Origin of the sequence: Aquidulcibacter paucihalophilus, assembly GCF_002105465.1 — a bacterium.
GTDB lineage: Bacteria > Pseudomonadota > Alphaproteobacteria > Caulobacterales > Aquidulcibacteraceae > Aquidulcibacter > Aquidulcibacter paucihalophilus.
The window spans coordinates 31,761-55,287 of sequence record NZ_NCSQ01000032.1 but is presented as its reverse complement, the minus strand read 5'-3'; the positions used below and the strand labels follow the sequence as shown (position 1 = coordinate 55,287).

Genomic DNA, 23,527 nt, shown 5'->3' with positions numbered 1-23,527 from the left:
CGGTTAGCGTCCGTATTCTTTCGCAAGGTCACGCAGCCTTTGCCGGGCTGCAGGGGTGAAGTCGCCAGCCTGAAAGCGCCAGTTCCAATTGTCTTCAATGGTGCCCGGTGTATTCATCCGGCCATGGCCATCGAGGCCAAAGACATCTTGTAGCGCAATAATGGCGAGATTGGAGCCAGATTGCATGGCCAATTCGATGAAGCGCCAGTGCAAATCACTGCCGTCGCCGCCAAGCAATTCTAACGCGGCAGCGGCTTCACGCGGGGCATCATTGGCGCGCTCTGCGGCTTCGCGACCGTCATTTTTGAACCAGCCAATCACGGTATTATTGTCGTGCGTGCTGGGATAGCAGACGGTTGACGCGGGATAGTGATAGGGGTGGCGTTCGTCGCGTGGCGGACCATCGCCAAACTCAAACTCAAGGATTTTAAGGCCGGGGAAGGCGAATTTGTCGCGCAAGGCGATGACGTCTTCGGTGATATGGCCCAAATCTTCGGCAATCACTTTCAGATCGGGCAAGGCCGTGATGATTGCGGTGAACAAAGCGTCACCCGGTACGTCAACCCATTGGCCATTGATCGCAGTGGTTTCACCAGCCGGTGTTTCCCAACAAGAAGCAAAGCCACGGAAATGGTCGATCCGCACCGCATCAGCAAAGTCCAGCAAGCGGCGCATGCGGGCCACCCACCACGAAAAGCCATCTTCAGCCATTTTGTCCCATTCATAAATGGGATTGCCCCACAGCTGACCCGTGGCACTGAAATAGTCCGGGGGAACACCCGCCCCAACCCGGGTATTGAAATTCTCGTCTAATTTGAACAAGTCAGGCCGCGCCCAGACATCGGATGAATCATGGGCGACAAAGATCGCCATATCGCCAATGATCATAATCCCCTTCGACGCCGCATGCTGACGCAAGCGCTGCCACCGCAGATCAAATAGAAATTGAAGGGCCTCGATCGCGGCTATGTCGTCTGCCAAGTCCTGACGGGCCTCGGCCAGGGCTGCAGGGTCCCTGCGGCGCAGATCGTCAGGCCAATGCATCCAGCCTTGGCGCTGGCGGGAAACCGAAATCGCTTCAAACAAGGCATAATCATCCAGCCATGCCGCACCATGTTTCAGCTTAAAGGCAGCAAGGCCAGCTGCCAGGGGATGGTCTTTTTGGGCTGCCAGGCGACTGCCAGCCAAGCGCAGCACGCCAAGACGGGCGGGCACAGTTACCTCATAATCCACTTTCTTTTGTGGCAGAGCCTTCAGATGGGCTACCTCGTCGGCGCTCAATAGCTTCGCTTGAATCAAGCCATCGATGTCGATCAAGAGCGGATTCGCGGCAAAGGTTGTGGTTGCCGAATAGGGGCTGGCATTGTTGCCGGTCGCATTAATGGGCAGGATTTGCCAGAGCTTTTGGCCAGACTCTGCCAAGGCATCGATGAAGGCCATGGCCTCGTCGCCAATTTCCCCAATACCATAGGGGCCAGGCAAGCTGGTGGGGTGGAGCAAAATGCCACTGATGCGATCAAAAGCCATGTCCGGTCTTTCCTATTGTTCTTGAGGTGTCACGCGAAAACACGATCAGGGTTCGCGCGGGAAGGTGAATGGTCTGCCCGCCCGCGGCCACTTGGTCTTGGGTTGGGCGAATAGGATCTGCGGTAGTCAGGGCCATGCGCCAGATGCCGGTCCCGGTGGGGGGCAAGATGAAAGCTGCATCGGCCAAACTGGCATTGAACAGGATCAACCATCCGCGCGGCTCATAAATGGCCGCAAAACATTGGGTCTTGTCATCCATCCAATCGCTATGGGTCATCAGATTGCCCCACACGCTCCACCATGCAATTGTCGGCTCGCGCTCGCCCGGGCCATTGGGATGGCCGTCTGGGAAGCCAGAAAACATCTCTTTGCGCAAAGCGATGAGTTGTTTGGTAAAGCTTAAGCGTTGCCCGCCAAGTCGGGAGCTTGGCAAACGCCAATCGAGCCAGCTGATTTCGTTGTCTTGCGCGTAGGCATTATTATTGCCCCCTTGCGTGCGACCCATTTCATCGCCGGCTAATAGCATGGGCGTGCCAAAGCTTAAAAAGACACTGGCCAACATATTGCGGGCTTGCCGCTCGCGCAGCTCTTCAATTTCGCGATTGGCGGTTTCGCCCTCAACCCCATAATTGGCCGAGAAATCATGATCGCCCCCGTCGCGATTATTCTCGCCATTGGCATGGTTGTGCTTTTGGGAAAAACGCGTGAGGTCCAACAGCGGGAAGCCATCATGACAAGCGATGAAGTTAATGCTGGCCTCAACCGGTTTGCCCTTATGGCGGAACAAGTCCGGCGTGCCGGCTAGGGCCTTGGCAAAGTCGCGCGCTTTATCGCTGTCGCCGCGCCAGAACTGCCGGATGGAATCGCGCGCTTTGCCGTTCCAATCGGCCCAGTCCGATGGGAAGTCACCGACATAATAGCCCCCAGCCGCATCCCATGCTTCGGCGATGAGTTTAACATCCTTTAGCCGTGCGTCGCGCCGGACTGCATCAAAGAAGGGGGCTTCACGGCTAAAATGGCCTGCTTCATCCATGCCGAGCGAGGGGGCAATGTCAAAACGGAAGCCGTCGAGGCCATAGCATTGTGTCCAATGGGCCAGGGAGTCCACGATCAGGTTTTGCACGTGGGGATGGGCAGCATTCAGCGTTGCGCCACAGCCGCTAATGTCGGCATACCGACTTGGGTCTTGCGGGTTCAGCCGGTAGTAAGACGCGTTGTCGATCCCGCGATAGGACAGGGTCGGCCCATGCCGATTGCCTTCACAACTGTGGTTATAGACAACATCCATCCAGACATCGAGATTGCGGGCATGGGCATTTTGGACAAAAGCCCGCATCTCTGCGATGGGCTCCCCCATGGCATAGTCGCCATGCGGGACGAAATAATTGAGCGTGTTATAGCCCCAATAATTCTTCAGGCCCTGATCAACCAGAAATTTGTCATGAATGAATTGGTGAATCGGCAAAAGCTCGATCGTCGTAATGCCCAGCGCGCACAGATAATCGAGGGCTGCTTGGCTGCCGAGCCCTGCAAATGTGCCACGCTCTTTCTCAGACAAACCCGGCAGCTGCATGGTAAAACCCTTTGTATGCAGCTCATAAATTAGGGTTTCGCGCCATGGCTTGCCTGGATGGCGGGGCAAAGGGGCAAGTGCGGCGGGATCGACGACCACCCCTTTAAGGCAGGTCGCGCGATTGTCGCGAGGATCGGCCATCCCATCGGGGTCATGGCCTTCATAGAAATAGCCAAAATGCTCTGGCCCCCATTGAAAGGTGCCAGCCACAGCCTTTGCATAGGGGTCCAGCAAGACTTTATGTGGGTTGAAGAGGTGCCCTTGGTCTGGTCGATAGGGCCCATGGACGCGGTAGCCATACATGGTGCCAGCCCCCAGCTTGGGGGCGAAGCCATGCCAGATGTCGCCTTTGCGGGCTGGTAGATCCGCGCGCGCAATCTCTTGACGTCCATCGCTGGAAAACAAAACGAGCTCAACCCGGATGCCATGGGCACTGAACAACGCAAAATTGACGCCACCCTCACCGAGCGTCGCCCCCAATTGATTTGGGTTGCCTGGTTCCAGTCGCAGCAGCATTCAGATTCTGTTTCCTATGCCGGAACGAGATAAAGGCCTGCAAGCGGTGGCAGGGTCAGAACAATCGAAGCGGGCTGGCCATTGAAGGGCATGGCCTCTGCCTCCACCCAAATGGGGCCTTCGAAATTAGACCCATCATAGGCCGAAGAATCTGTGTTCAAAATCACCTTCCAAGCGCCACCATGGGGCACGCCTACCCGATATTCGACGCGCGGCACGGGGGTCATATTGATCAAAGCGAGCACTTTCTCCGAACGGTCGTGGTTCCAGCGCAAGAACGCAAACACCGACACATCCGCCGCATCGGCCTGAACCCATTCAAAGCCGGAGGGATCGCAATCGCGTTGATGTAGGGCAGGGGTTGCACGATAGAGTTTGTTCAGATCTCGGACCAGAGACTGAACCCCTTTATGGCTCGGTTGATCCAGCAGGTGCCAGTCAAGGCTGCCTTCATGATTCCATTCGGCGACTTGGCCAAATTCTGCCCCCATGAACAATAACTTCTTGCCGGGATGGGCCCACATCAAAGCGTAATAGGCGCGCAAGTTTGCATAACGCTGCCAATCATCGCCGGGCATGCGCGAAAAGATCGAGCCCTTGCCATGGACGACTTCATCATGACTGAGCGCGAGCATGAAGTTCTCGGACCACGCATAAGCCAAGCCAAACGTGATCTCGCCATGGTGCCATGCGCGGTGGATGGGGTCGCGGCTCATATATTGTAGCGTGTCATGCATCCAGCCGAGGTTCCATTTGAACCCAAAGCCCAGCCCGCCGTCATATGTAGGCTTACAAACGCCCGCCCACGCGGTGGATTCTTCGGCCACCATCATGATGCCATCGGCTTCGCCATAGCACATCTCATTCAAGCGACGCATGAATTGGACGGCTTCAAGATTGATGTTGCCGCCATAGATATTGGGAATCCATTCCCCATCTGCGCGGGAATAATCGAGATAGAGCATGGAGCTGACAGCATCGACGCGCAGGCCATCAATCTTGAAGCGGTCGAGCCAGAACAAGGCCGAGGAGACCAGAAAATTGACGACCTCGGGCTTGGTGAAGTCATAAATATTGGTCTTCCAGTCAGGGTGGAAGCCAAGCCGCGGGTCGGCATGTTCATAAAGGGCGGTGCCGTCAAACCGGTTTAAGCCATGGCCATCAATCGGGAAGTGGGCAGGCACGAAATCACATAAGACGCCAATCTCTGCTTCATGCAGACGGGCCACCAAGGCACGGAACTCATCAGGCGTGCCATAGCGGCTCGTGGTGGCAAACAGACCAACGGGCTGATAGCCCCAAGAGCCATCAAACGGATATTCTGTCAAAGGCATAAATTGCACATGGGTAAAGCCCATGTCGCGCACATAGGGGATCAGCCAATCGCCAAGCTCACCATAGGTCAGCGGGCGGTTACCCTCTTCGGGCTTGCGTCGGAAGGAGCCCGCATGGACTTCATAGACTGAAATGGGCGCATCGAGGCTGTGTCGGCTATGGCGCGACTTTAGCCAGGCTTGATCGCTTTGAATTTGCTGGGGCGGCTCCACCAAGCGGCTGGCATTGGCAGGGCGCAATTCCGCGGCTTGACCAAACGGGTCGGACTTTAGGGGTTGGAGCTCCCCGTTTGCGCCAATAATCTCATATTTATAAATATCGTTCGCCGACAGGCCGGGGATGAAAATCTCCCAAATTCCGGCATCGTGCAGCTTTCGCATGATGTGGCGACGCCCATCCCAGTTATTGAAGGGGCCGACCACCGAAATCCGCTGCGCAGCTGGGGCCCAAACCGCAAAGGCATAACCCTCAACCGTGTCGAGTGTGATGGGCCGTGAGCCCAAACATTCCCAAGCCCGCCAAAGCTGGCCTTGGCGGAAGCGAAGGATTTCCTTTGGGTTCAAAATGCCGGCGAACCGATAGGGGTCTTCTAGGCGCACCTCTTCCCCGTCCCAGCTCGCCAGATAATGATAGGTTAAGGGCTGCTTGGGTTTGGCGATTTTGGCGACAAAAAGGCCGTCTGGGTGCACCTTTGTCATTGCCATTGAGAGCTTTTGATCCGGCGCGACCAGCGTCACGCCTTCCGCAGCCGGCAGAAAACACCGGATTGTGACGTCGTGGGTTACTGCATCGCCATGCGGGCCGAGAAAGGCAAATGGGTTTGTATGTGTGCCTGCGACTAAAGCGAGAATTTCGCTTTGGTCTGCTAAGGCGGGTCCTAGCTCGGCTGAGCCATTCAAAGCGGCCTTCGCCGGTTTTGCCCGGGTCGTTTTGGTGGCCATTAGCGCGCATCCTCATAAAAAGTCGTATCGTCCGGGGTTGCCTTCAGCGCACTCTGCCGGTCTCTGCGGCGCGCATCGGCATAGGCATTTTCGCGCTGCGACTGCAGCATTTCCGAATCTGCTTGTGAGAAATGTCCGCTCTTGGATAGGCGCGCCTCGATCCCAAGCCTTAAAGCTTCGATCGTAGCGGCATAAGCAATATGGTCGGCAAGGCCGACGTCAAACTCGCCCAGCGCAAGCGTGGCTGGCAAGTCTGTGTGCCCGATAAGAGCAACCCGCCCGCCCGCGGCGCACACATCTTGCAGCGTTTGCTCAACTTTTGGAATGCGAACGCTCGATTTCAGGGCAATGATCAAGATGCTGTCGCGCCGTCCGCTGATATCGGCAGTGATTTGATCGCAGACTTCTAAGCCACAGCCCCGCAAGGCACTGACCAGTGTGTCTGCGAATAGGGTTTCCGCACCTGAATGCAGCACAATGATTCGCCCGCTCCCGGCGCAAATCTCCAAAAGGGTTTCTAGCTCATCGAGTGCCAAGGTGGTTCCCTTTTGGCCCAAGGTTTTTGAGACTTGCTCAAACAAGGCTTGGCCAAGGCCGCTATGGCCCTTCACATGCGGGTTCTGGCGGCTCATGGACAAGGTGCGGCGTTCAAGATCGCGCGCAAGGCTCAGCTTAAAGTCCATAAAACCCATACAGCCTATGGCCTTGCAAAAGCGCATAATCGTGGGCTCTGACACATCGGCGCGTTCGGCTAGATCGGCAATCGACATTTCAACCACAACCGTGGGCCGACCCAAAACAAAGCGGGCAACCCGCTGTTCAGACGGGCGTAAGTCCGCGAGATGAGAATCGATCTGACTGATGATCATCGTCTTTTTCCCTCCCGCCCTTTGTTTCTTGGCTTGATTTATACGAATAATCTGCGCCCAATGCCACCCTTGAACGCGTGTTGCGCAGGTTTTGTAGTTTTGCTACATCAAATGTGCAATACCAAAACCAATGAACGGCAGGCGAACCCTCCACAGGGCGGAAACTGCAGTCGGGGAGAGAAATGGACCAAGTCGGGTGTTTATCTTGGCTTTGGACCAACCTGTGTCTGATGGGCAGCGGCCTGTCGGTTTCATAAGTGGCTCCTTCGCGACTGACATTTCCAGCCTCTGCCGAAATAACCGGGGCAGGAAAACGGCATGGCAGGCATCACTTTTGAAACCGTCGCAAAGCGATATGGCGAAACTGATGTCATCAAGAACTTATCGCTCGACATCAAGGATGGCGAGTTCATGGTTCTGGTTGGGCCATCTGGATGTGGCAAGTCGACCGCCCTGCGGATGATTGCGGGCCTTGAATCGGTGTCTTCGGGCACTTTGAAGATTGCAGATCGGGTTGTGAATGATCTGAAGCCCAAGGACCGCGACGTTGCCATGGTGTTTCAGTCCTATGCGCTCTACCCCCATATGACGGTTCGCCAGAATGTCGCCTTCGGTCTTGAAGTACGCAAAATGCCGAAAGCCGAGATTGAAAAGCGCGTGCAAGAGGCGTCGGCCATTTTGGGTCTTGACCCTTATTTGGATCGTAAGCCTAAGGCGCTTTCTGGGGGGCAACGGCAACGTGTGGCGCTGGGTCGCGCCATTGTCCGCGATCCTGCGGTCTTTTTGTTTGACGAGCCATTGTCAAACCTGGACGCGAAGCTGCGGACTGGCATGCGGGCCGAGATTTCGCGCTTGCAGAAGCGCTTAGGCACCACCGCGGTTTATGTCACGCACGATCAAACCGAAGCCATGACCATGGGCGACCGGATCGCCGTTCTAGCGCCCTTGGCCGAAGCCGGCGACAGCAATCTGATGCAGGTCGGCACGCCGTTGGAGCTCTATCACCGTCCTAGCAGCGTCTTTGTTGCCCGCTTTATCGGCGCGCCCAGTATGTCAATTTTGACCACACAGCTGGCCGGTCGGGCGATTTCGCATGCCGCCTCTCCTGGCTTTGCGATGCCGGATCGGTGGGAGCCTTTGGTCCAAACAGGCGACAGCGTTCTGATCGGTTTCCGTCCCGAAGATGTTCGCATCAAGGGGCAGGGCAGTTTTGCCTCGGCAGCCCATTTCAAAGGACGAGTTGAGATGGTGGAGACCTTAGGCCACGAGGTTCTAACCCATCTGGATGTTGAGGGTACCACTTTGATCGCCAAAAGCCATGGTGAGGCCCCCACGCCTAAACTGGGGGAATGGGTCGAGGTGGAAGCTGATCTCAGCAAGGCGCATTTCTTCGATAGCAAGACCAATCTGCGCTTGGTCGAGAAGGATTAACCCATGGCTTGGCGGACAAGTCACGGGGGATCACCCACCAAACGATCATTCCTAGCAGCAGGGCTCGGTTTGTCCGGTACGGCTATATTGGCCGCTTGTGGCAAATCTGGGGGTCCTAAACGCGATGCTCTGGTGGTTTGGCATTCTTATCGTGGTCGCGAGAAGGCCGCGCTGGAAGAAGTTGCTGCCCTTTATTCTGCCCAGGTCGCCGGTAAAGCCCGTCCTGTCCGTTGCGTCGGGGTGCCGAATGACGCCTTTGCCGACAAGATTTCAGCGGCGGTGCCCCGCAATAAGGGCCCGGACCTTTTCATCTTTTCACATGATCGCATGGGCGGTTGGGTTGAAAGCGGCAATACGGTCGCGGCCATCGACTTCTTCTTAAGTGAGCAAGATCGCCAAGGCTTTCTGCCCGGCATGCTGGACGCTACGACCTATAAGGGCGTGACCTATGCGCTGCCATTGAACTTCAAATCTGCCGCTTTGATCTACAACAAAAGATTAGTCCCTAGTCCACCGCGCACCACCAAAGAACTCGTTGAGATCGCGACAAAGCTCACAGACAAAGCGCGTGGTCGGTTTGGCTTTGCTTATGCTTATGACGATTATTTCTTCCATGCGGGCATCGCCAATGGCTTTGGTGGGGGTGCCTTTAATGCGGCGGGCGACTTGATCCTGAACGATCCTGCCAATGTCGCAGCTTCTGATTTGGTGCGTAGATGGCGGTCTGAGCTTAACCTGCTGCCAGATGATCCCGCCAATTCTTTGGTGACGGCGCTATTTAACGAAGAGCGGGCCGCCATGGTCATGAGTGGGCCGTGGTTTTTGGGCGAAGCGGCCAAGGACATTGATCTGGGCATTGCGGTATTGCCGATGATTTCAGAAGCCAACAATCAGCCCATGCGGCCTTGGATGACCATTGAGGCCATCTATCTGGCCGCCGGTACAGCAGACGAACACGAAGCTTGGCAATTTGCGAAATTTTTGGCCGGGCCGCAGGGCTCGACCATTATGGCGCAAAAGGGCGGGCAATTGTCTGCTTCAGAGGCGGCCTATCGCGTACCCGCCATCGCAAATGATCCTATCATTTCAGCTTTCAAGGCCCAAGGTGCCTTAGCGGTGCCCATGCCCAATTTGCCAGAGATGACATTGGTTTGGTCGCCGGCGGATAAAGCCATGAAGCGCTTCACGAAAATGGAAACGACATCGCAATCGGCTTGGAATGATTGCCAAGCCGAAGTGCAAGCAGCCATTAACGCCTTGCGGGCTTCCCAAGCTGGGGGACGGGCATGAAACGTAATTTAAGCGCGATCTTCTTCGCCCTCCTGATGGTCATTTCTGGGGCCGTGTTCTTCCTGCAGCAAGCAGCCCAACATCGCGATGAAGCGGCGTCGGGTGCGGTTGCATTGGTCACGGCGTCTGATTTGGCAAAGTTGGGTTCGGCGGGCCTGACTGCAGGGCTTAGCGACCAAACAATTGGCGTTATGATGGCCGATGTGCTCAAGCGCTCTGGCCGGGACGGCGATCGCTATCGTCTTGTCATGCGAAACGGCAAGCAATTGGCCGCCAGCAATTGGCCCGGTGAAGCTGCGCCCCGTCCGCTAAATCTAAACGAAAAGCCATTATATGATTTGATCCTTGGCCTTCCCATGGAAGGGGCAAAGCTCAAGCCAGAGGCCTTAGGTGCCCATGCGGCTGCGCCTTTGGTCGTGGCTGGCCAGCGCGTTGGCATGGTGGAGATTGTCCAGACGTCGAAAACGTCAGGTCCAGCGCTCATTTCCCCGCTACAATGGGGGGCGATCGGCCTCGGCATTCTGGTGCTTGCTGGCCTGGCCCTCGTTCAGCCAAAGCTCGGCGCTTGGGCGGGTTTGGCTTTGCCGCTGGGCGTTGCCTTTGTTCTGGGCCAGTTCACGGGAGCTAATCTGGCCACGACCTCGCAACTTCTTCTCGACAATCTGAACAGCACGGCCCGCGCGGTCGATGAGGCAATGCGGGCGGTAGCCGCCAGCAACGGCCTAACACTTGCCGGTGATGTTGCGCGGTTGGACTCGGCTGTCGTTGCAGGCGCGGTGGACGGGGCGGCGCTAAACACCTCGCTTCTGTTTTTGGGTGGGCTTGGTGCCTTGATTGGCGGCTTCATCAGTTTCGGAGCAGCATCTGCAACGTGGCGGGCGCTCACAGAAAACCCAACCGCTTATGCCTATGTGGCACCCGCCTTGATTGGCATGTTGGCACTGGCCTTCTTCCCCTTCTTCTATGGCTTTATTCTATCCTTCACCGACACGACCTTATTGAACCAAGGCGCAAGCTGGAGTGATCGCTGGGTTGGGTTTGCCAATTATGCCAGCATTTTGGGTGACTTTAATTTCGGCGGCAATGGAGCGGCCTTTAACTATCAGAACTTCTATTGGACCTTGGGCGTCACGATTGTTTGGACGGTCTCCAATGTCGTTTTGGGGGTGGCGATTGGCCTTGGGATGGCACTTCTGCTCAATATCAAAGGCCTGCGCGGGGTTGCGATCTATCGCACACTTCTGATCCTGCCTTGGGCTATTCCCAATTACATCACGGCTTTGACTTGGAAGGGCATGTTCCACCCACAATTTGGCGCGATCAACCAAGCCATCCAAGCCTTTGGCGGCCAACCCGTTCAATGGTTTGATAGCGTGGGGCCGAGCTTTATCACCGGCCTTGCCACCAACGCGTGGCTGTCCTTCCCCTTCATGATGGTGGTCGCACTCGGCGCGCTTCAGGCGGTGGATGAAGATATGTATGAAGCGGCCCGCATTGATGGGGCATCACCCTGGCAACAATTCTGGCTGATTACCTTGCCCAGCCTGCGACCCGCCCTTCTGCCTGCCATCATCGTCTCGGTTGTGTGGACATTTAATATGTTCAATGTGATCTATCTGGTGAGCGCTGGGCAGCCTTCTGGGGCCAACGAAATCCTTGTGACACGGGCGTACCGCATCGCGTTTGAGGAATATCGATACGGCTATGCCGCCGCTTATTCGGTCGTGATTTTCTTGATCCTGTTGATTTATGGCGTGTTCCAGATCCGCGCGACTTCTGCCACGGAGGCCAATAACAAATGACGTCATCCGATCAAAAGCGCGCGCCTTTGTGGCTGCACCCCATTCTCATCCTCATCACTTTGTTGGCGCTTTACCCAATCTTCTGGGTGTTTGCTTTGGCGTTCTCGGGCACTCAAAACATTGGCCTTGCAGACCTGCCGGCCAACCCTGGCTTCTGGGATCGGATGCGGGCGGCAACGCCGGTTCCCGCGCAATGGTCGATGGAGAATTTTGTCGGCGTGCTGCGGGATCAGCCCTTCCTCAAATGGATGCTGAACAGCTTATTGGTGGCGGCGCTTACCACCGTCTTTGGGGTCGCCTTGGCGTGTTCGGCTGGATACGCCTTCTCGCGATTCCGCTTTAAGGGCCGCGAATTTGGCATGACCCTGTTCTTGGTCACGCAAATGTTTCCAGGTACTTTGATGCTGATCCCGCTTTATGTGATCATTGTGGATTGGCTTGATCTTGATAACTCGGTTTGGGCGCTGGTGATTGTTTATTCGGTCACCGCCATTCCTTTCTGCGTCTGGATGCTTAAGGGCTATTTCGACTCAATCCCGATTGAGATTGAAGAAAGCGCGATTATGGATGGCTGTTCGCCCTCGCGCATTTTCTTCCAAATCGTCTTGCCGTTGGCCCGCCCAGCCGTCGCCGTAACGGCTCTCTTCAGCTTTATGACGGCGTGGAATGAGTTTATTCTGGCTGCCACATTCATGGATGAAGAGGCGCTATATACAGCCCCTGTCGGATTGCGCTTCTTTGTGAGCGAATATTCCTCGCAATGGGGCTATTTCGCGGCGGGCTCTATTCTGGTGTCCCTGCCGGTGGTTCTTTTGTTCTTGATGTTGCAGCGTTTCCTTGTATCGGGCCTAACCGCCGGTGGCGTCAAGGGCTAATCGGATGGCGTTTCGGGCTTGGATAGGCGAGGCGCTGCGCTTTTCTATTATTGCGATGGCGGGTGCGGCATGTGTCGCGGCTGGTGCTGTTGCGGCAAAGCCAGCTGTAGCCCCGACTGTCATATCTGCCCCCATGGGCGAGACCGAAGCCCGCTTGCCGTGTAATCGGGGGGGTAGCCCCTTTTGTGAGCTGCGCCTCTATCAAATCATGGTCGGCACCTTTGTTGATGGTTCGCCAGAGCATAATCCAATTGGCGGCTATGGCCCGGGTCCCCATACCGGTGACATCAAAGGCGTGATCCAAGCGCTGGATGGCATTAAGGCCATGGGCTTTAACGCAGTTTGGCTGACACCGATTTTTGACAGTGCCGCGGGCAGCCCCCAACACCGCCATTCTGGTGAGAAAGTAGTCAATCCCCGCCTTGACGGCACGGGCTATTATCCGCGTGACTATTTTAAAGTCGATCCGCAGTTTGGAACGGCCCAAGATGTGCGCGATCTAATCGCTGCTGCCCGTCTGCGAGATCTAAGAATTATCTTCGATGGCGTTTTTGGCCACCATAAGGGCAATGTGACGCCCTCGCCATCGGGTCTTGTGCCCGCCGCCTCAAGGCGCCCTGATGACTATTTCAACAATCCTACGACTTATCCCGGCGAAGTGGTGGACTTTGATAATCCCAAGTCTCTGGCCTTTTATGATGAAGTCGCCCGCTATTGGATTGATGTGTATGGGATAGATGGTTGGCGTCTTGATCAAGCCTATCAAGTTCCCAATCGCCCCTTGGCGCGGCTGGTGAAATCCATCTCTGCAGCGTCTAAGGATCAAGGCAGGCTGGGCTATGTGGTGGGCGAGATTTGGGGCACCGCAGAACGGATTCGCGCGTCCCTCGGTACGACGCAAGAGCCTGCCTTGCCCAGCGCGTTTGATTTTCCCACCCGTTATGCTTTGGTCCAAATCCTCGCGACAGGGGAGGATGGTACCAAGGGCAAGCCGGCGGCGACCTTACAAGAAGCCTGGGCCATGGGGGCCCATGCGAGCTATCCAGATCACGCCATCATGAATCTGATGCTGGGCAATCATGATTTGGTGCGCTTTGGCGATCTGATCCAGCGGGCCGGGAAGGGGGGGCCTAGGTCAGAAGCTTATTGGGCTCGCCACCGCTTGGCCTTCACCTTTATGGCGGCATGGTCCGGCCCGATCACAACTTATTATGGCGAAGAAGTGGGGGCCGAAGTTGCCGGCTTCTCGTTGAAAATCCGCCAGAATTGCGGCGAGCTTCAGAAATGTGATGACCACATTGCTCGAAATATGGTCAAATTGCCCGGTATCAATGCCAAAGACAGGGAAGTTCTGCCTAAAGCGCTTGCACTGCGCGACTACCTGACCGAGTTAATGGCCTTACGTAAGGTCAGCCCCGCTCTTTATGCCGGTGCGCGGACCCATCTCTATTCGGATCAGCATCTCTATGTGGATCTGAAGACGCTGGGCGCGGAGAAATTTGTGTTTGTGATGAATGTTTCTGATCTGCCTCGGACGATCAGCGTAACCCCAAGCGCGTTATCGGAAGTGGAATTGACTGACGCTGAACGCGTGATTGGTGACATTCAGGTGCAGACCAGCGCATCAGGGCTTACAATCGACCTGCCGCCCTTGAGTACGGGTATTGTGCGAATCCAAACATCTGGGGCTGCTGCACGTCCTTGAAGTAAAAACACTGATTTGGCGCTGTATCTTGTGACAAATCCCTTTAACCCTGATGTTCCAATGGAGCGCACTGATGGCTGAATTCGTCCCCGTCCCCAGTTTTGATTTGGTTGTTTTCGGTGCATCTGGGGATTTAGCGCTGCGGAAGCTGTTCCCGTCTCTGTTCCACCGCTTCAAGGACGGCCAGATTCCAACCGATAGCCGTATTGTTGGCGTGGCCCGTCAAGCCATGACCAAGGAAGCCTTCCGCAAGTCCGTCAGTGAGGGTTTTGCCAATTTGGCCAAGGGCGATCCGTCGTCTGCTGAGTTTCAGGCCTTCTTGGCCTTGATCGATTATGTGGCGCTTGATGCCACTAAGGCCGATGGTCCGTGGGACCATCTCGTGCAATCGTTAGCAGGTGGCGAAGATAAGGTGCGCGTCTTTTATCTCTCCACGCCGCCATCGGTTTTCGGCGGCATTTGCGCCCAGTTGCGCGATGCTGGCCTTGTGTCGCCTGCTTCACGTGTGGTGTTGGAAAAGCCTTTGGGCCGGGATTTGATGTCGGCCAAAGCGATCAATGATGCCGTGGCAGAGGTCTTCTCTGAAGATCGCGTCTACCGCATTGATCATTATTTGGGGAAAGAGACAGTCCAGAATCTTTTAGTCTTGCGCTTTGCGAATGCGTTGTTTGAGCCGGTATGGTCGCGGGCGGCGATTGACCATGTGCAAATCACGGTGGCTGAGACGATCGGTGTCGGCAGCCGTGGCGATTATTATGACAAATCTGGTGCCATGCGCGACATGGTGCAGAACCACTTGCTCCAGCTTTTATGCTTGGTGGCGATGGAACCGCCCAATTCAGTCGATGCCGATGCCATTCGTACCGAGAAGATCAAAGTGCTACAGGCGCTTGTGCCCATTGGGCCAGCTGATATCGCCAGCCACAGCGTGCGCGGCCAGTATCGCGCCGGCCTCGTCGAGAATGAGGCTGTGAAGGGCTATTTGGAAGATTTGGGTCCTGACCGGACAAGTTCGACCGAGACCTATGTTGCTTTGAAGGCCGAGATTGCCAATTGGCGCTGGTCTGGCGTGCCATTTTATCTCCGCACGGGCAAGCGTTTACCCTCGCGCCGGTCAGAGATTGTCGTGACCTTCCGCCCACCTCCCCATAGCCTCTTTGGAGGCAACGGGGAGCCCAACCAACTTGTTATGCGCCTCCAGCCAGATGAAGGCATGGAGATGTGGTTGCAAATCAAGGAACCAGGTCCTGGCGGTTTGCGTGTCAAATCCGTGCCGCTCGACTTATCCTATGAGACGGCGTTTACCTTGCGCTATCCCGATGCTTATGAGCGTTTGTTGATGGATGTCGTGCGTGGGAACTTGTCGCTCTTTATGCGTAAGGATGAAGTGGAGTCGGCCTGGGCTTGGGTGGATCAAGTGATTGCGGCGTGGGAAAGTGCGGGCACCCAGCCTGATCCCTATGCCTCTGGCAGCGATGGCCCGCTGCAGGCCGCGTTGTTGATGGATCGTGACGGGCGCAAATGGCGGGACCTGATATGACCGCCAGCGTGACAACCTTTCCACTTTTGAGCTTTGCAAGCCGACCAGCAGCCGAAGCGGCGCTGGCCGATGCGCTGGAAGCTGCTGTGCGCGAGGCCCATGCCCTGGGGCGGCGGGCGCGCATGGCTTTGTCGGGTGGCTCGAGCCCTGAACCTGCCTATCGCGCCTTTGCCGCAAAGGACCTTAACTGGTCGCAGGTCGATATTGCGTTGGTCGATGACCGTTGGGTTGATCTGGATCATCCAGGCTCTAATCAGGCAATGATTGAGCGGGCCTTTGCTCCGGCGAAGGGCGTCACAATTTTTGGCATGAAATTGCCGACCGAAAGCCCCAAACAAGCTGAAGCGGAATTGGATTTGGTGTATCGGGTCCTGCGCCCCTTTGATGCCATTGTACTTGGCATGGGCCCCGATGCACATACAGCTTCGTGGTTTCCTGCTTCGCCCGATTTGGCTGCCTGTCTTGATCCGACGAGTTCGGCCACTGTTCTGGCTATTGATGCCAGCCTCGCCCCTGTGGCCGCACCCTATTCAGAGCGCATGACCATGACGTTGCCGGTGGTCAGCGAAGCGCAACAAATTCTGATCTTGCTGTTTGGCGCGGAAAAAAAACAAATCCTTCAACAAGCCTTGGATGCCCCTGTCACACATGCGCCCATAAAAGCCGCTATTGAAGCAACTGGCGCCCGGTGCGTTGCACTGTGGGCCGACTGATTGAGAGTGATGACCATGACAAAGTCCCTTCATCCCACGATCGAAGCCGTTACAGCCCGTATTGAGGCGCGCTCCAAAGCGCGCCGGCAGCGCTATTTGGATTTAATCGACTCCCGCCGCTCGCCAGATCCGGCGCGCGCGCGTCTAGCGGCTGCCAATCAAGCGCATGGCTTTGCAGCTTGCCCGCTTCAAGACAAAGAGATGTTGAAGCATAGCCGTTGGGCCAATATCGGCATCGTAACAGCCTATAATGACATGTTGTCAGCCCATCAGCCGTTGGCCGCCTATCCAGACATTATCAAGTCCGCCGCCCGCAAAGCTGGTGCGACGGCGCAAGTGGCCGGTGGCGTGCCTGCCATGTGTGACGGTATCACCCAAGGCTTTGAGGGGATGGAGCTGTCGCTCTTCTCGCGCGATACGATTGCCATGGGTGCGGCGATTGCCCTGTCGCACGACACATTTGATGCCGCGATTTATCTGGGCGTGTGCGACAAGATCGTGCCCGGGCTGTTGATCGGGGCACTTCGCCACGGTTGGCTGCCGTCGATCTTCTGCCCAGCAGGGCCGATGCCATCTGGACTGCCTAATCCTGAGAAGGCCCGCATCCGCCAATTATTTGCTGAAGGCAAAGTTGGCCGGGATGCTTTGTTGGAAGCTGAATCTCAGAGCTATCATAGCCCCGGCACCTGCACTTTTTACGGTACCGCCAATTCAAACCAAATGCTGATGGAGATTATGGGCCTGCATGTGCCGGGGACGGCCTTCATCAATCCCAATACGCCCTTGCGTACGGCGCTGGTAGAAGCCTGTGCCAAACGGGCAAGTCAGATCACCCAATTAGGCGATAGCTATATCCCTATTGGCCATGTAGTTGATGCGCGCAGCATCGTAAACGCGATTATCGGCCTGTGCGCCACAGGTGGTTCCACCAACCAAATGATCCATATTCCGGCCATTGCCCAAGCTGCTGGCTTGATCGTCGATTGGGATGATTTCAACGATCTCTCGTCGGTTATCCCACTTTTGTGCCGGGTCTATCCCAATGGCATTGCTGACGTGAACCATTTTCACGCCGCCGGTGGCATGGGCTTTTTGATCCGCGAATTATTGGAGGCTGGCTTGCTGCATCGCGATGTTACGACCGTCGCGGGCCAAGGCCTTGAAGCCTATACCCAAGAGCCCTTCTTGACAGACGCAGGGCTTGAGTGGCGAGAAGCCCCCGCAAGCAGTGGGGATACGTCGGTTTTGGCCTCCGTGGCTGAGCCCTTCTCGAAAGATGGCGGGCTTCGCGTCCTAAAGGGCAATCTGGGCCGGGCTTGCGTAAAGGTTTCTGCCGTGAAGCTGGAGCATCGGATCGTCGAAGCCCCGGCACGGGTCTTTAAGGATCAAGCGAGCCTACATGTCGCCTTTAAAGCAGGTGAGCTTGACCGCGATGTCGTGGTCGTGGTGCGCGGCCAAGGCCCTGCGGCCACAGGTATGCCAGAGCTGCACAAGCTAACCCCGCCCTTGGGCGTCTTGCAAGATCGAGGATTCCGGGTTGCTTTGGTCACCGATGGCCGGATGTCGGGTGCCTCCGGCAAAGTTTTGGCGGCGATCCATGTGAGCCCTGAATCAAAATTGGGCGGCCTTATTGGGAAGATTCGCGACGGCGATATGGTCCGTGTTGACGCAGAAGCGGGGACTTTGGATGCCTTGGTGCCGGATGAAATTTGGCAAAAGCGCGAAGTCGACACCCAAGTGGTGGAGGGCGTAACGCGGGGCTTTGGCCGCGAGATGTTCTCCATGTTCCGTGCACTCGTTAGCCATGCCGAACAAGGGGCGATGCCCTTTGGCGACATGGATCCAGATGAGGCCATCTTGGACCCTGCCCAAGACCAAGATCCGCAACCAGCTGAGGCAGATGCATGAGTTCCCAAGCGATCCTCGTTGGCGATGTCGGGGGCACCAATGTGCGCCTCGCCATTGCCCATATTGATTCCAATCAGCAGGTTGAGCTCTCTCATGTAGAGCGTATGCCTGTTCTATCCTTCCCCAGTTTAGAGGAAGCGATTGAAGCTTGGCAGGCTGATGGGCGGATTTTGCCTTCGACGGCGGTCTTTGCCTTGGCAGGGCCAACCGGTGCTGACGAGGTTCGCTTCACCAACTCATCTTGGTTGGTGTCGGCTTCGGCCACCAAGGCCCGCTTTGGCTTTGATCATGTAACCTTGGTCAATGATTTTGCCGCCCAAGCCCGCGCAGTGCCGTCCAATAATGAGGATGCATTTGAAACTCTGATTGAGGGCGAGGCGCAAGCGGGTGCTCCCATCGTTGTTCTGGGTCCAGGTACGGGTCTTGGCATGGCACTTTTAGTGCCCGACGGCAGAGAGTGGCGGGTGCTTTCTACCGAAGGCGGCCATCAGGCCTATGCACCAGTCTCGCCGCGTGAGCGGCAGATTCTAGAAGTGGTGGCAGAAGATCTGCCTTATGTAAGCTACGAGAATCTCGTTTCTGGGCTGGGTCTTGATCGTCTGTATAAAGCCATTGCTAAATTGGAAGGGCGGGTCGCGCGCCTGAAGGGCGGCGATGAAATCGGGCCGGCAGCCATTGCAGGCGATGATCCCTCTGCGGTTGAAGCCGTCGAAGTCATGATCCAATCCTTGGCCACCTTTGCCGGTAACGCCATTTTGGCCACGGGTGCGCGTGGTGGTTGTGTGATCGCAGGCGGGGTTTCGGAGGCCTTGGCACCCTTCATGCGCACATCGGAATTTGTTGCGCGCTTGTTAGGGCGCGGGCCGGTCAGTGGCTATCTGAGCGGAATCCCGGTTCGGCGCGCCCGCAATGCGTTTGCTGCTTTAGAAGGTGCTGCCTTCTTTGCCCCCAAGCACCCTGCGTAGTTTTTTGTCTAGGAGAGGTCGATGACCAGCTTTGCATCCCAATTGAGAGCCGCCCCACTTATTCCGGTCTTGACGATTGCCGACCTCGACAAAGCCGAAGGCCTTGCATTGGCTTTACAGGCCGGGGGCCTTAAGAATCTTGAGGTGACCTTGCGCACGCCCGTGGCCCTTGAAGCTATCGCCTTAATGAAAGCGGCCGCCCCGGACTTGCTGATCGGGGCTGGGACAGTGTTGAGCGAAGGCGATGTTGAAGCCTGCTTTAAAGTTGGGGCGGACTTCATTGTGACACCGGGATCAAGCCCAGGATTGCGCGCAGCCCTTTTGAAAGCCGATGCCAATGTCATGGTCGGCGTCGCAACGGCGACCGAAATCATGAGCCGCTTAGAAGAAGGGTTTGGGGTGTTAAAGTTCTTCCCGGCAGAGCAATCTGGTGGCGCGGCCGCCCTCAAGAGTTTTGCCGGGCCTCTGCCCGATGCGCGCTTCTGCCCCACAGGCGGCGTGACACCAGACAAGATCGAAAGTTATCTTTCGTTGCCCAATGTGGTGGCCGTCGGTGGAACTTGGATTGCAACACCCGAGATGATCAATGCGGGCGATTTTACCACGATTGAATCTAATGCGCGCATCGCAGCTGGATTTAAAAAGTCATGATCCGCAATCGCCGTACACGGATCGTCGCGACTTTGGGCCCCGCGAGCCGCTCGCCCGAAATGACTTTAGCTTTGGCTCAAGCGGGTGTTGACGTTTTCCGCATGAATTTCAGCCACGGCAGCCATGAAGATCATGCGGAGGCCTATCATAATGTGCGTGCTGCCGAGAAGGCGACGGGTAGGCCGATTGGCGTGCTCGCAGACTTGCAAGGCCCCAAACTCCGCCTCGGGACATTTGCAGAAGGCAAGGTGCACTTGGTGAAAGGCGCACATTTCCGTCTTGACCGAGATCCAACGCCAGGGGACGTGCAGCGGGCCTGTATGCCGCATCCCGAAATCTTTGCCGCGCTAAAGTCTGGCGATGACCTTTTGATCGATGATGGTCGGGTTCGCCTGCGGGTGCTCGAACATGGTGAGGATTGGGCGCATACGGAGGTCATCCAACCAGGCCCCGTATCGGACCGCAAAGGCGTCAATGTGCCAACAGCTGTTCTGCCCATTTCGGCTATGACCGAAAAAGACCGCAAGGATTTGATGTTTGCTTTGAGCCTTGGCGTAGATTGGGTTGCGCTGTCTTTTGTGCAGCGTCCTGCAGATATGGCAGAGCTTCGCAAGCTGGTGAATGGCAAGGCGGCTTGCTTGGCCAAGATTGAAAAGCCAGCGGCGTTGGAGAGTTTGGCAGAGATTTTGGATTATTGCGACGGGGTGATGGTCGCACGCGGTGATTTGGGCGTAGAGTTGGCCCCAGAAGACGTGCCTGTTGCCCAGAAATTGATCCTGCGCATGGCGCGTGAGCGCGGTGTGCCCACAATTGTTGCCACCCAGATGCTGGAAAGCATGATCTCTGCCGCCGCACCCACCCGCGCGGAAGCCAGCGATGTCGCCAATGCGGTTTATGAGGGCACAGATGCCTTGATGTTGTCGGCCGAAACAGCAGCCGGACAGTTTCCGATGGAGGCTGTTGCGGTGATGAGCCGGATTGCAGAGCGGGTTGAATCTGACCCGCGTTGGCCGGGCTTGATGGATGCTGAGCATGCCAATCCAGAAAGCGCCGTACCTGATGCCGTATCCGCGGCCGCTAGGACCGCTGCCAATGCCTCCAAGGCTGCTTGTCTGGTCGCCTTTACCGCGACGGGCACCACAGCCCTGCGCGTGGCCCGTGAGCGGCCCTTGCAGCCTGTCTTGGTTTTGACGCCCAGTATCCGCACCGCGCGTAAGCTTGCCTTGGTATGGGGGTTAGAGGCCCGCGTCACCAAGGACCCGAAAGATGTGGAAGATATGGCCGGTGTGGCCTCATCCATGTCCTCGAAAGTCGGAACAGCCAAGTCTGGGGATCGGATTGTGATCGTCGCAGGTCTGCCTTTTGGCACCAAGGGCGGGACAAATCTGATGCGGATCGCGCGGGCGACCTAGGGTTTCAGCATGACGTCGGACCTTCTAACCCTTTCCGCCTACGGTTTTGACCTGTCGATTGCGCCTTTGGCAGGCGGCGGCATTGCGCAATTGAACTGGCATGGCAAGCCTATTTTGCGTCCGGCTTTGCCCGGCGCAGCGGAAGCGCGCGACCCACTGGGCCTAGCGTCTTTCCCAATGACACCCTATGCGAGCCGTATTGTGGATGGCAAGTTTCGTTGGGGCGATGTGTCAACCCATATTCCGCCCAATATGGCCGGAGGTGCCCATCCTTTGCACGGCATCGGCTGGCGCACGCCATGGTCGATTGCCTCCCAAGATGAAGTCTCGATTGAAATCGTCTTGGTGCATGCGGGGGATACAAATTGGCCGTGGGCTTTTGAAAGCCGGCAACGCTTTACGCTCACACAAGATCATGTCGAGATTGCGCTCTCGGCAAAAAATAGGGATCCGCGTCCTTTCCCGTCATCTTTAGGGCCGCACCCTTATTTCTTATCTGAAGGGGCCGAGATTCAGTTTGATGCCGCCCAGCTTTGGGAGATTAGTGGCGAAGCTTTGCCTAGCCATTTGGCCCGTCCGCCCGTGGTTGATCAACTGGCGGGAGGTATTGCCGCGACGAGCCTTGATCTGGATCATTGCTTTGAAGGCTGGAATGGCCGTGCACGGATTAAATGGCCAGAGCATGGAGTAGAAGTCTCGGCCTCGGTTCTGGTGGGTGATACCCCGTGCCCGTGCACGCGATTACAACTCTATACCCCGCCCAATGCTGGCTTTTTCTGTTTAGAGCCCGTCACGGCGCGCGGCGTATCTTTCACCGCCGCCGACCCTTATGAATTGGGCGTGGTTGAGTTGGTGGACCAAAGTCTGACCATCATCACGACCCTGAAACCCTTTGCCGTCAGCTAGGGCTTAGCGGTTAAGCTCAACCAGCTCGTACCAGGTCTGCATATAGCCGCCCACGCCACCTTGAACGAAAATGGCGTCGCGATCATCAGTGATCCAGACGTCATAGATAGGGTGTTCGCCCGCCATGCCACTCGACCCATCGTCAAGGAATTGGAAGTGGCGGGTCTGAAATGTTCCAGCTTTGACAGTAATTTCTTCCTTGCCCAAATGAAGCCCGTCGATGCGGACTGGTGCCAAGAAGGGCGGTGTGGCGCCGCGATGATCGGGGGAGGGGAGATACATGTTAAACGTGTGCCGCTTCTGCGCTTCCCAATCATGCAGGCTTAGAAAATAGCCATCGGCGACAATAGGGTGGGTGCCAAAGCCATCTATGGGCGCTTTGAGGTCAACGCGCTGCGATACCCGGCCAATCGTCGGCCCATAGCTTTCGCACTCAATGAAGTCCTCGCCAAAGCGAAACCAGCCTGTGCCCATAAATTTGTCGCCAACCGTTAGTCGAACGTGGCAATCCATTGGACGCCGATTGGCATCGATCGAATACATGATGTCGCGCATCACGCTGGGGTCGGGTTCTGCAATAAAGCAATGGGCGCGCAATGTCGTCTGGCCGTCGCCATGATGGGTGAAGCGAAACGCCTCTTCGCCGCGCCATTGATCCAGCATATGCGGCTTTTTGGAAGTATAGGCGATTTTGCCAGTGATCGTGCGGTGGGCCATCCCATGCTCCTCTCTATCTGGCTAAAGACTATCGGAAGAGTTGCCAGAACCAAAGTGGCAATTACTCTAACCCATCCGACTAGGGCTGAATTTCCTGTCCGTCCCACGCAAATACGCGCCCTGTTTGCGCAGGGGTGAGTTCACGGACCACAGATAAGAGCGCTGCTGCCGATGTGTCCGGCTCAAAAATCTCATTTTTGGTATAGCGCTGTAAGTAGGGCTCCGACATCGCGCTGCGCACGGTGCCGGGATGCAAGCCAACGCAAATGACCTGCGGGCGACGTGCTGCAAGTTCGATTGCGGCTGTGCGGATGAATTGGTTGAGCGCCGCTTTAGAGGCCCGGTAGCTGTACCAACCCCCGGCCTTATTATCGCTGATAGACCCAACGCGGGCGGAAAGTGATGCAATGACGGCGCGGCGATCCCGCGCCAATAGAGGCGAGAAATGCTTTAACACTAAGGCTGGGCCAATCGTATTGATTCGGAACAAACGGGCCATAGTCTCTGGATTGAGATCTTTGAGGCCCTTTTCAGGGCGGATCGTCTCGCCCTCATGCAAAATCCCAATCGTGTTGATGATCAAGTCAAACCCGCCTTCGATCTCGCAGGCCGCTGCAGCCTCCATCAGGCTGGCATCGCTCTCAAGATTGAGTTCTACGGACGTCACACGCGGGTCGGTGCTAGGGTAGGGTGTGCGACTTAAAGCAAATAGCTTTTGGGTAGCTGATGATTGAAGCAGTATACGGATGATTGCTCCGCCAATTGCCCCGCTTGCCCCCAGAATGAGGATGTTTTGAAATGCAGCTTGTGTCATGGGGAGTGATACGCAAGACGTGCCAGCTTGGACCGCG

Annotated in this window: 18 protein-coding genes; 12 read left to right on the top strand and 6 right to left on the bottom strand. The window is 56.4% G+C overall.

The genetic code is table 11. The annotated features are described in order from the left end of the window. Nucleotides 1–3: 3 nt before the first annotated feature. Genes malQ through B7364_RS02850 form a run of 4 tightly spaced genes read right to left on the bottom strand, consistent with a single transcriptional unit; the run spans nt 4 to nt 6,761 of the window. Nucleotides 4–1,527, bottom strand: a complete 1,524-nt coding sequence (gene malQ, locus B7364_RS02865; RefSeq protein WP_085338440.1) for a 4-alpha-glucanotransferase — start codon at nt 1,525–1,527, stop codon at nt 4–6. Continuing rightward, nucleotides 1,517–3,616, bottom strand: coding sequence for a glycogen debranching protein GlgX (glgX, locus tag B7364_RS02860; protein ID WP_085338439.1), 2,100 nt, complete (start codon nt 3,614–3,616; stop codon nt 1,517–1,519). Before glgX ends, malQ begins: the two co-directional genes overlap by 11 nt. 14 nt (nt 3,617–3,630) lie before the next feature. Continuing rightward, a complete protein-coding gene (glgB, locus tag B7364_RS02855; protein WP_085338438.1) occupies nt 3,631–5,892 on the bottom strand; it encodes a 1,4-alpha-glucan branching protein GlgB in 2,262 nt (753 codons plus the stop codon). Beyond that, on the bottom strand, nt 5,892–6,761 hold the full coding sequence (locus B7364_RS02850; protein WP_085338437.1) for a MurR/RpiR family transcriptional regulator: 870 nt from the start codon (nt 6,759–6,761) through the stop codon (nt 5,892–5,894). Before B7364_RS02850 ends, glgB begins: the two co-directional genes overlap by 1 nt. A 318-nt stretch (nt 6,762–7,079) precedes the next feature. Between B7364_RS02850 and B7364_RS02845 the strand changes: the two genes are divergently transcribed. The 12 genes from B7364_RS02845 (at nt 7,080) to B7364_RS02790 (ending at nt 21,959) form a co-directional block, all read left to right on the top strand. Then, nucleotides 7,080–8,192 (top strand): ABC transporter ATP-binding protein, encoded by a 1,113-nt coding sequence (locus B7364_RS02845; RefSeq protein WP_085338436.1) that lies wholly within the window; start codon nt 7,080–7,082, stop codon nt 8,190–8,192. Nucleotides 8,193–8,195: 3 nt separating this feature from the next. Then, nucleotides 8,196–9,482 carry an extracellular solute-binding protein gene (locus B7364_RS02840; protein WP_085338435.1) on the top strand — a complete coding sequence of 429 codons (1,287 nt, stop codon included), beginning with the start codon at nt 8,196–8,198 and terminating at the stop codon, nt 9,480–9,482. Continuing rightward, a complete protein-coding gene (locus B7364_RS02835) occupies nt 9,479–11,284 on the top strand; it encodes a carbohydrate ABC transporter permease (RefSeq protein ID WP_085338434.1) in 1,806 nt (601 codons plus the stop codon). The genes B7364_RS02840 and B7364_RS02835 overlap by 4 nt, the downstream gene beginning before the upstream one ends. After that, nucleotides 11,281–12,159: a sugar ABC transporter permease gene (locus B7364_RS02830; protein WP_085338433.1), complete on the top strand. Its 879-nt coding sequence runs from the start codon at nt 11,281–11,283 to the stop codon at nt 12,157–12,159. Before B7364_RS02835 ends, B7364_RS02830 begins: the two co-directional genes overlap by 4 nt. 4 nt (nt 12,160–12,163) lie before the next feature. Beyond that, nucleotides 12,164–13,864 carry an alpha-amylase family glycosyl hydrolase gene (locus B7364_RS02825; RefSeq protein WP_085338432.1) on the top strand — a complete coding sequence of 567 codons (1,701 nt, stop codon included), beginning with the start codon at nt 12,164–12,166 and terminating at the stop codon, nt 13,862–13,864. 73 nt (nt 13,865–13,937) lie between these two features. After that, complete coding sequence (zwf, locus tag B7364_RS02820) at nt 13,938–15,404, top strand: glucose-6-phosphate dehydrogenase (RefSeq protein WP_085338466.1); 1,467 nt, start codon at nt 13,938–13,940, stop codon at nt 15,402–15,404. Then, nucleotides 15,401–16,117: a 6-phosphogluconolactonase gene (gene pgl / locus B7364_RS02815; protein ID WP_232780781.1), complete on the top strand. Its 717-nt coding sequence runs from the start codon at nt 15,401–15,403 to the stop codon at nt 16,115–16,117. Before zwf ends, pgl begins: the two co-directional genes overlap by 4 nt. 15 nt (nt 16,118–16,132) lie before the next feature. Further along, entirely contained in the window at nt 16,133–18,025 is a 1,893-nt protein-coding gene (gene edd, locus B7364_RS02810; RefSeq protein WP_085338465.1) for a phosphogluconate dehydratase, read from the top strand. After that, a complete protein-coding gene (locus B7364_RS02805; protein ID WP_085338430.1) occupies nt 18,022–18,990 on the top strand; it encodes a glucokinase in 969 nt (322 codons plus the stop codon). Before edd ends, B7364_RS02805 begins: the two co-directional genes overlap by 4 nt. A gap of 21 nt (nt 18,991–19,011) precedes the next feature. Beyond that, on the top strand, nt 19,012–19,641 hold the full coding sequence (eda, locus tag B7364_RS02800) for a bifunctional 4-hydroxy-2-oxoglutarate aldolase/2-dehydro-3-deoxy-phosphogluconate aldolase (RefSeq protein ID WP_085338429.1): 630 nt from the start codon (nt 19,012–19,014) through the stop codon (nt 19,639–19,641). Continuing rightward, a complete protein-coding gene (gene pyk, locus B7364_RS02795) occupies nt 19,638–21,053 on the top strand; it encodes a pyruvate kinase (RefSeq protein WP_085338428.1) in 1,416 nt (471 codons plus the stop codon). The genes eda and pyk overlap by 4 nt, the downstream gene beginning before the upstream one ends. A gap of 9 nt (nt 21,054–21,062) precedes the next feature. Beyond that, entirely contained in the window at nt 21,063–21,959 is an 897-nt protein-coding gene (locus B7364_RS02790; RefSeq protein WP_085338427.1) for an aldose epimerase family protein, read from the top strand. Between the two features lie 3 nt (nt 21,960–21,962). Here the strand turns inward: B7364_RS02790 and B7364_RS02785 are convergent, their stop codons facing one another. Both B7364_RS02785 and B7364_RS02780 read right to left on the bottom strand, forming a co-directional pair. Continuing rightward, entirely contained in the window at nt 21,963–22,676 is a 714-nt protein-coding gene (locus B7364_RS02785; protein ID WP_085338426.1) for a hypothetical protein, read from the bottom strand. Between the two features lie 79 nt (nt 22,677–22,755). Continuing rightward, complete coding sequence (locus B7364_RS02780; protein WP_085338425.1) at nt 22,756–23,490, bottom strand: SDR family NAD(P)-dependent oxidoreductase; 735 nt, start codon at nt 23,488–23,490, stop codon at nt 22,756–22,758. Nucleotides 23,491–23,527: the final 37 nt, after the last annotated feature.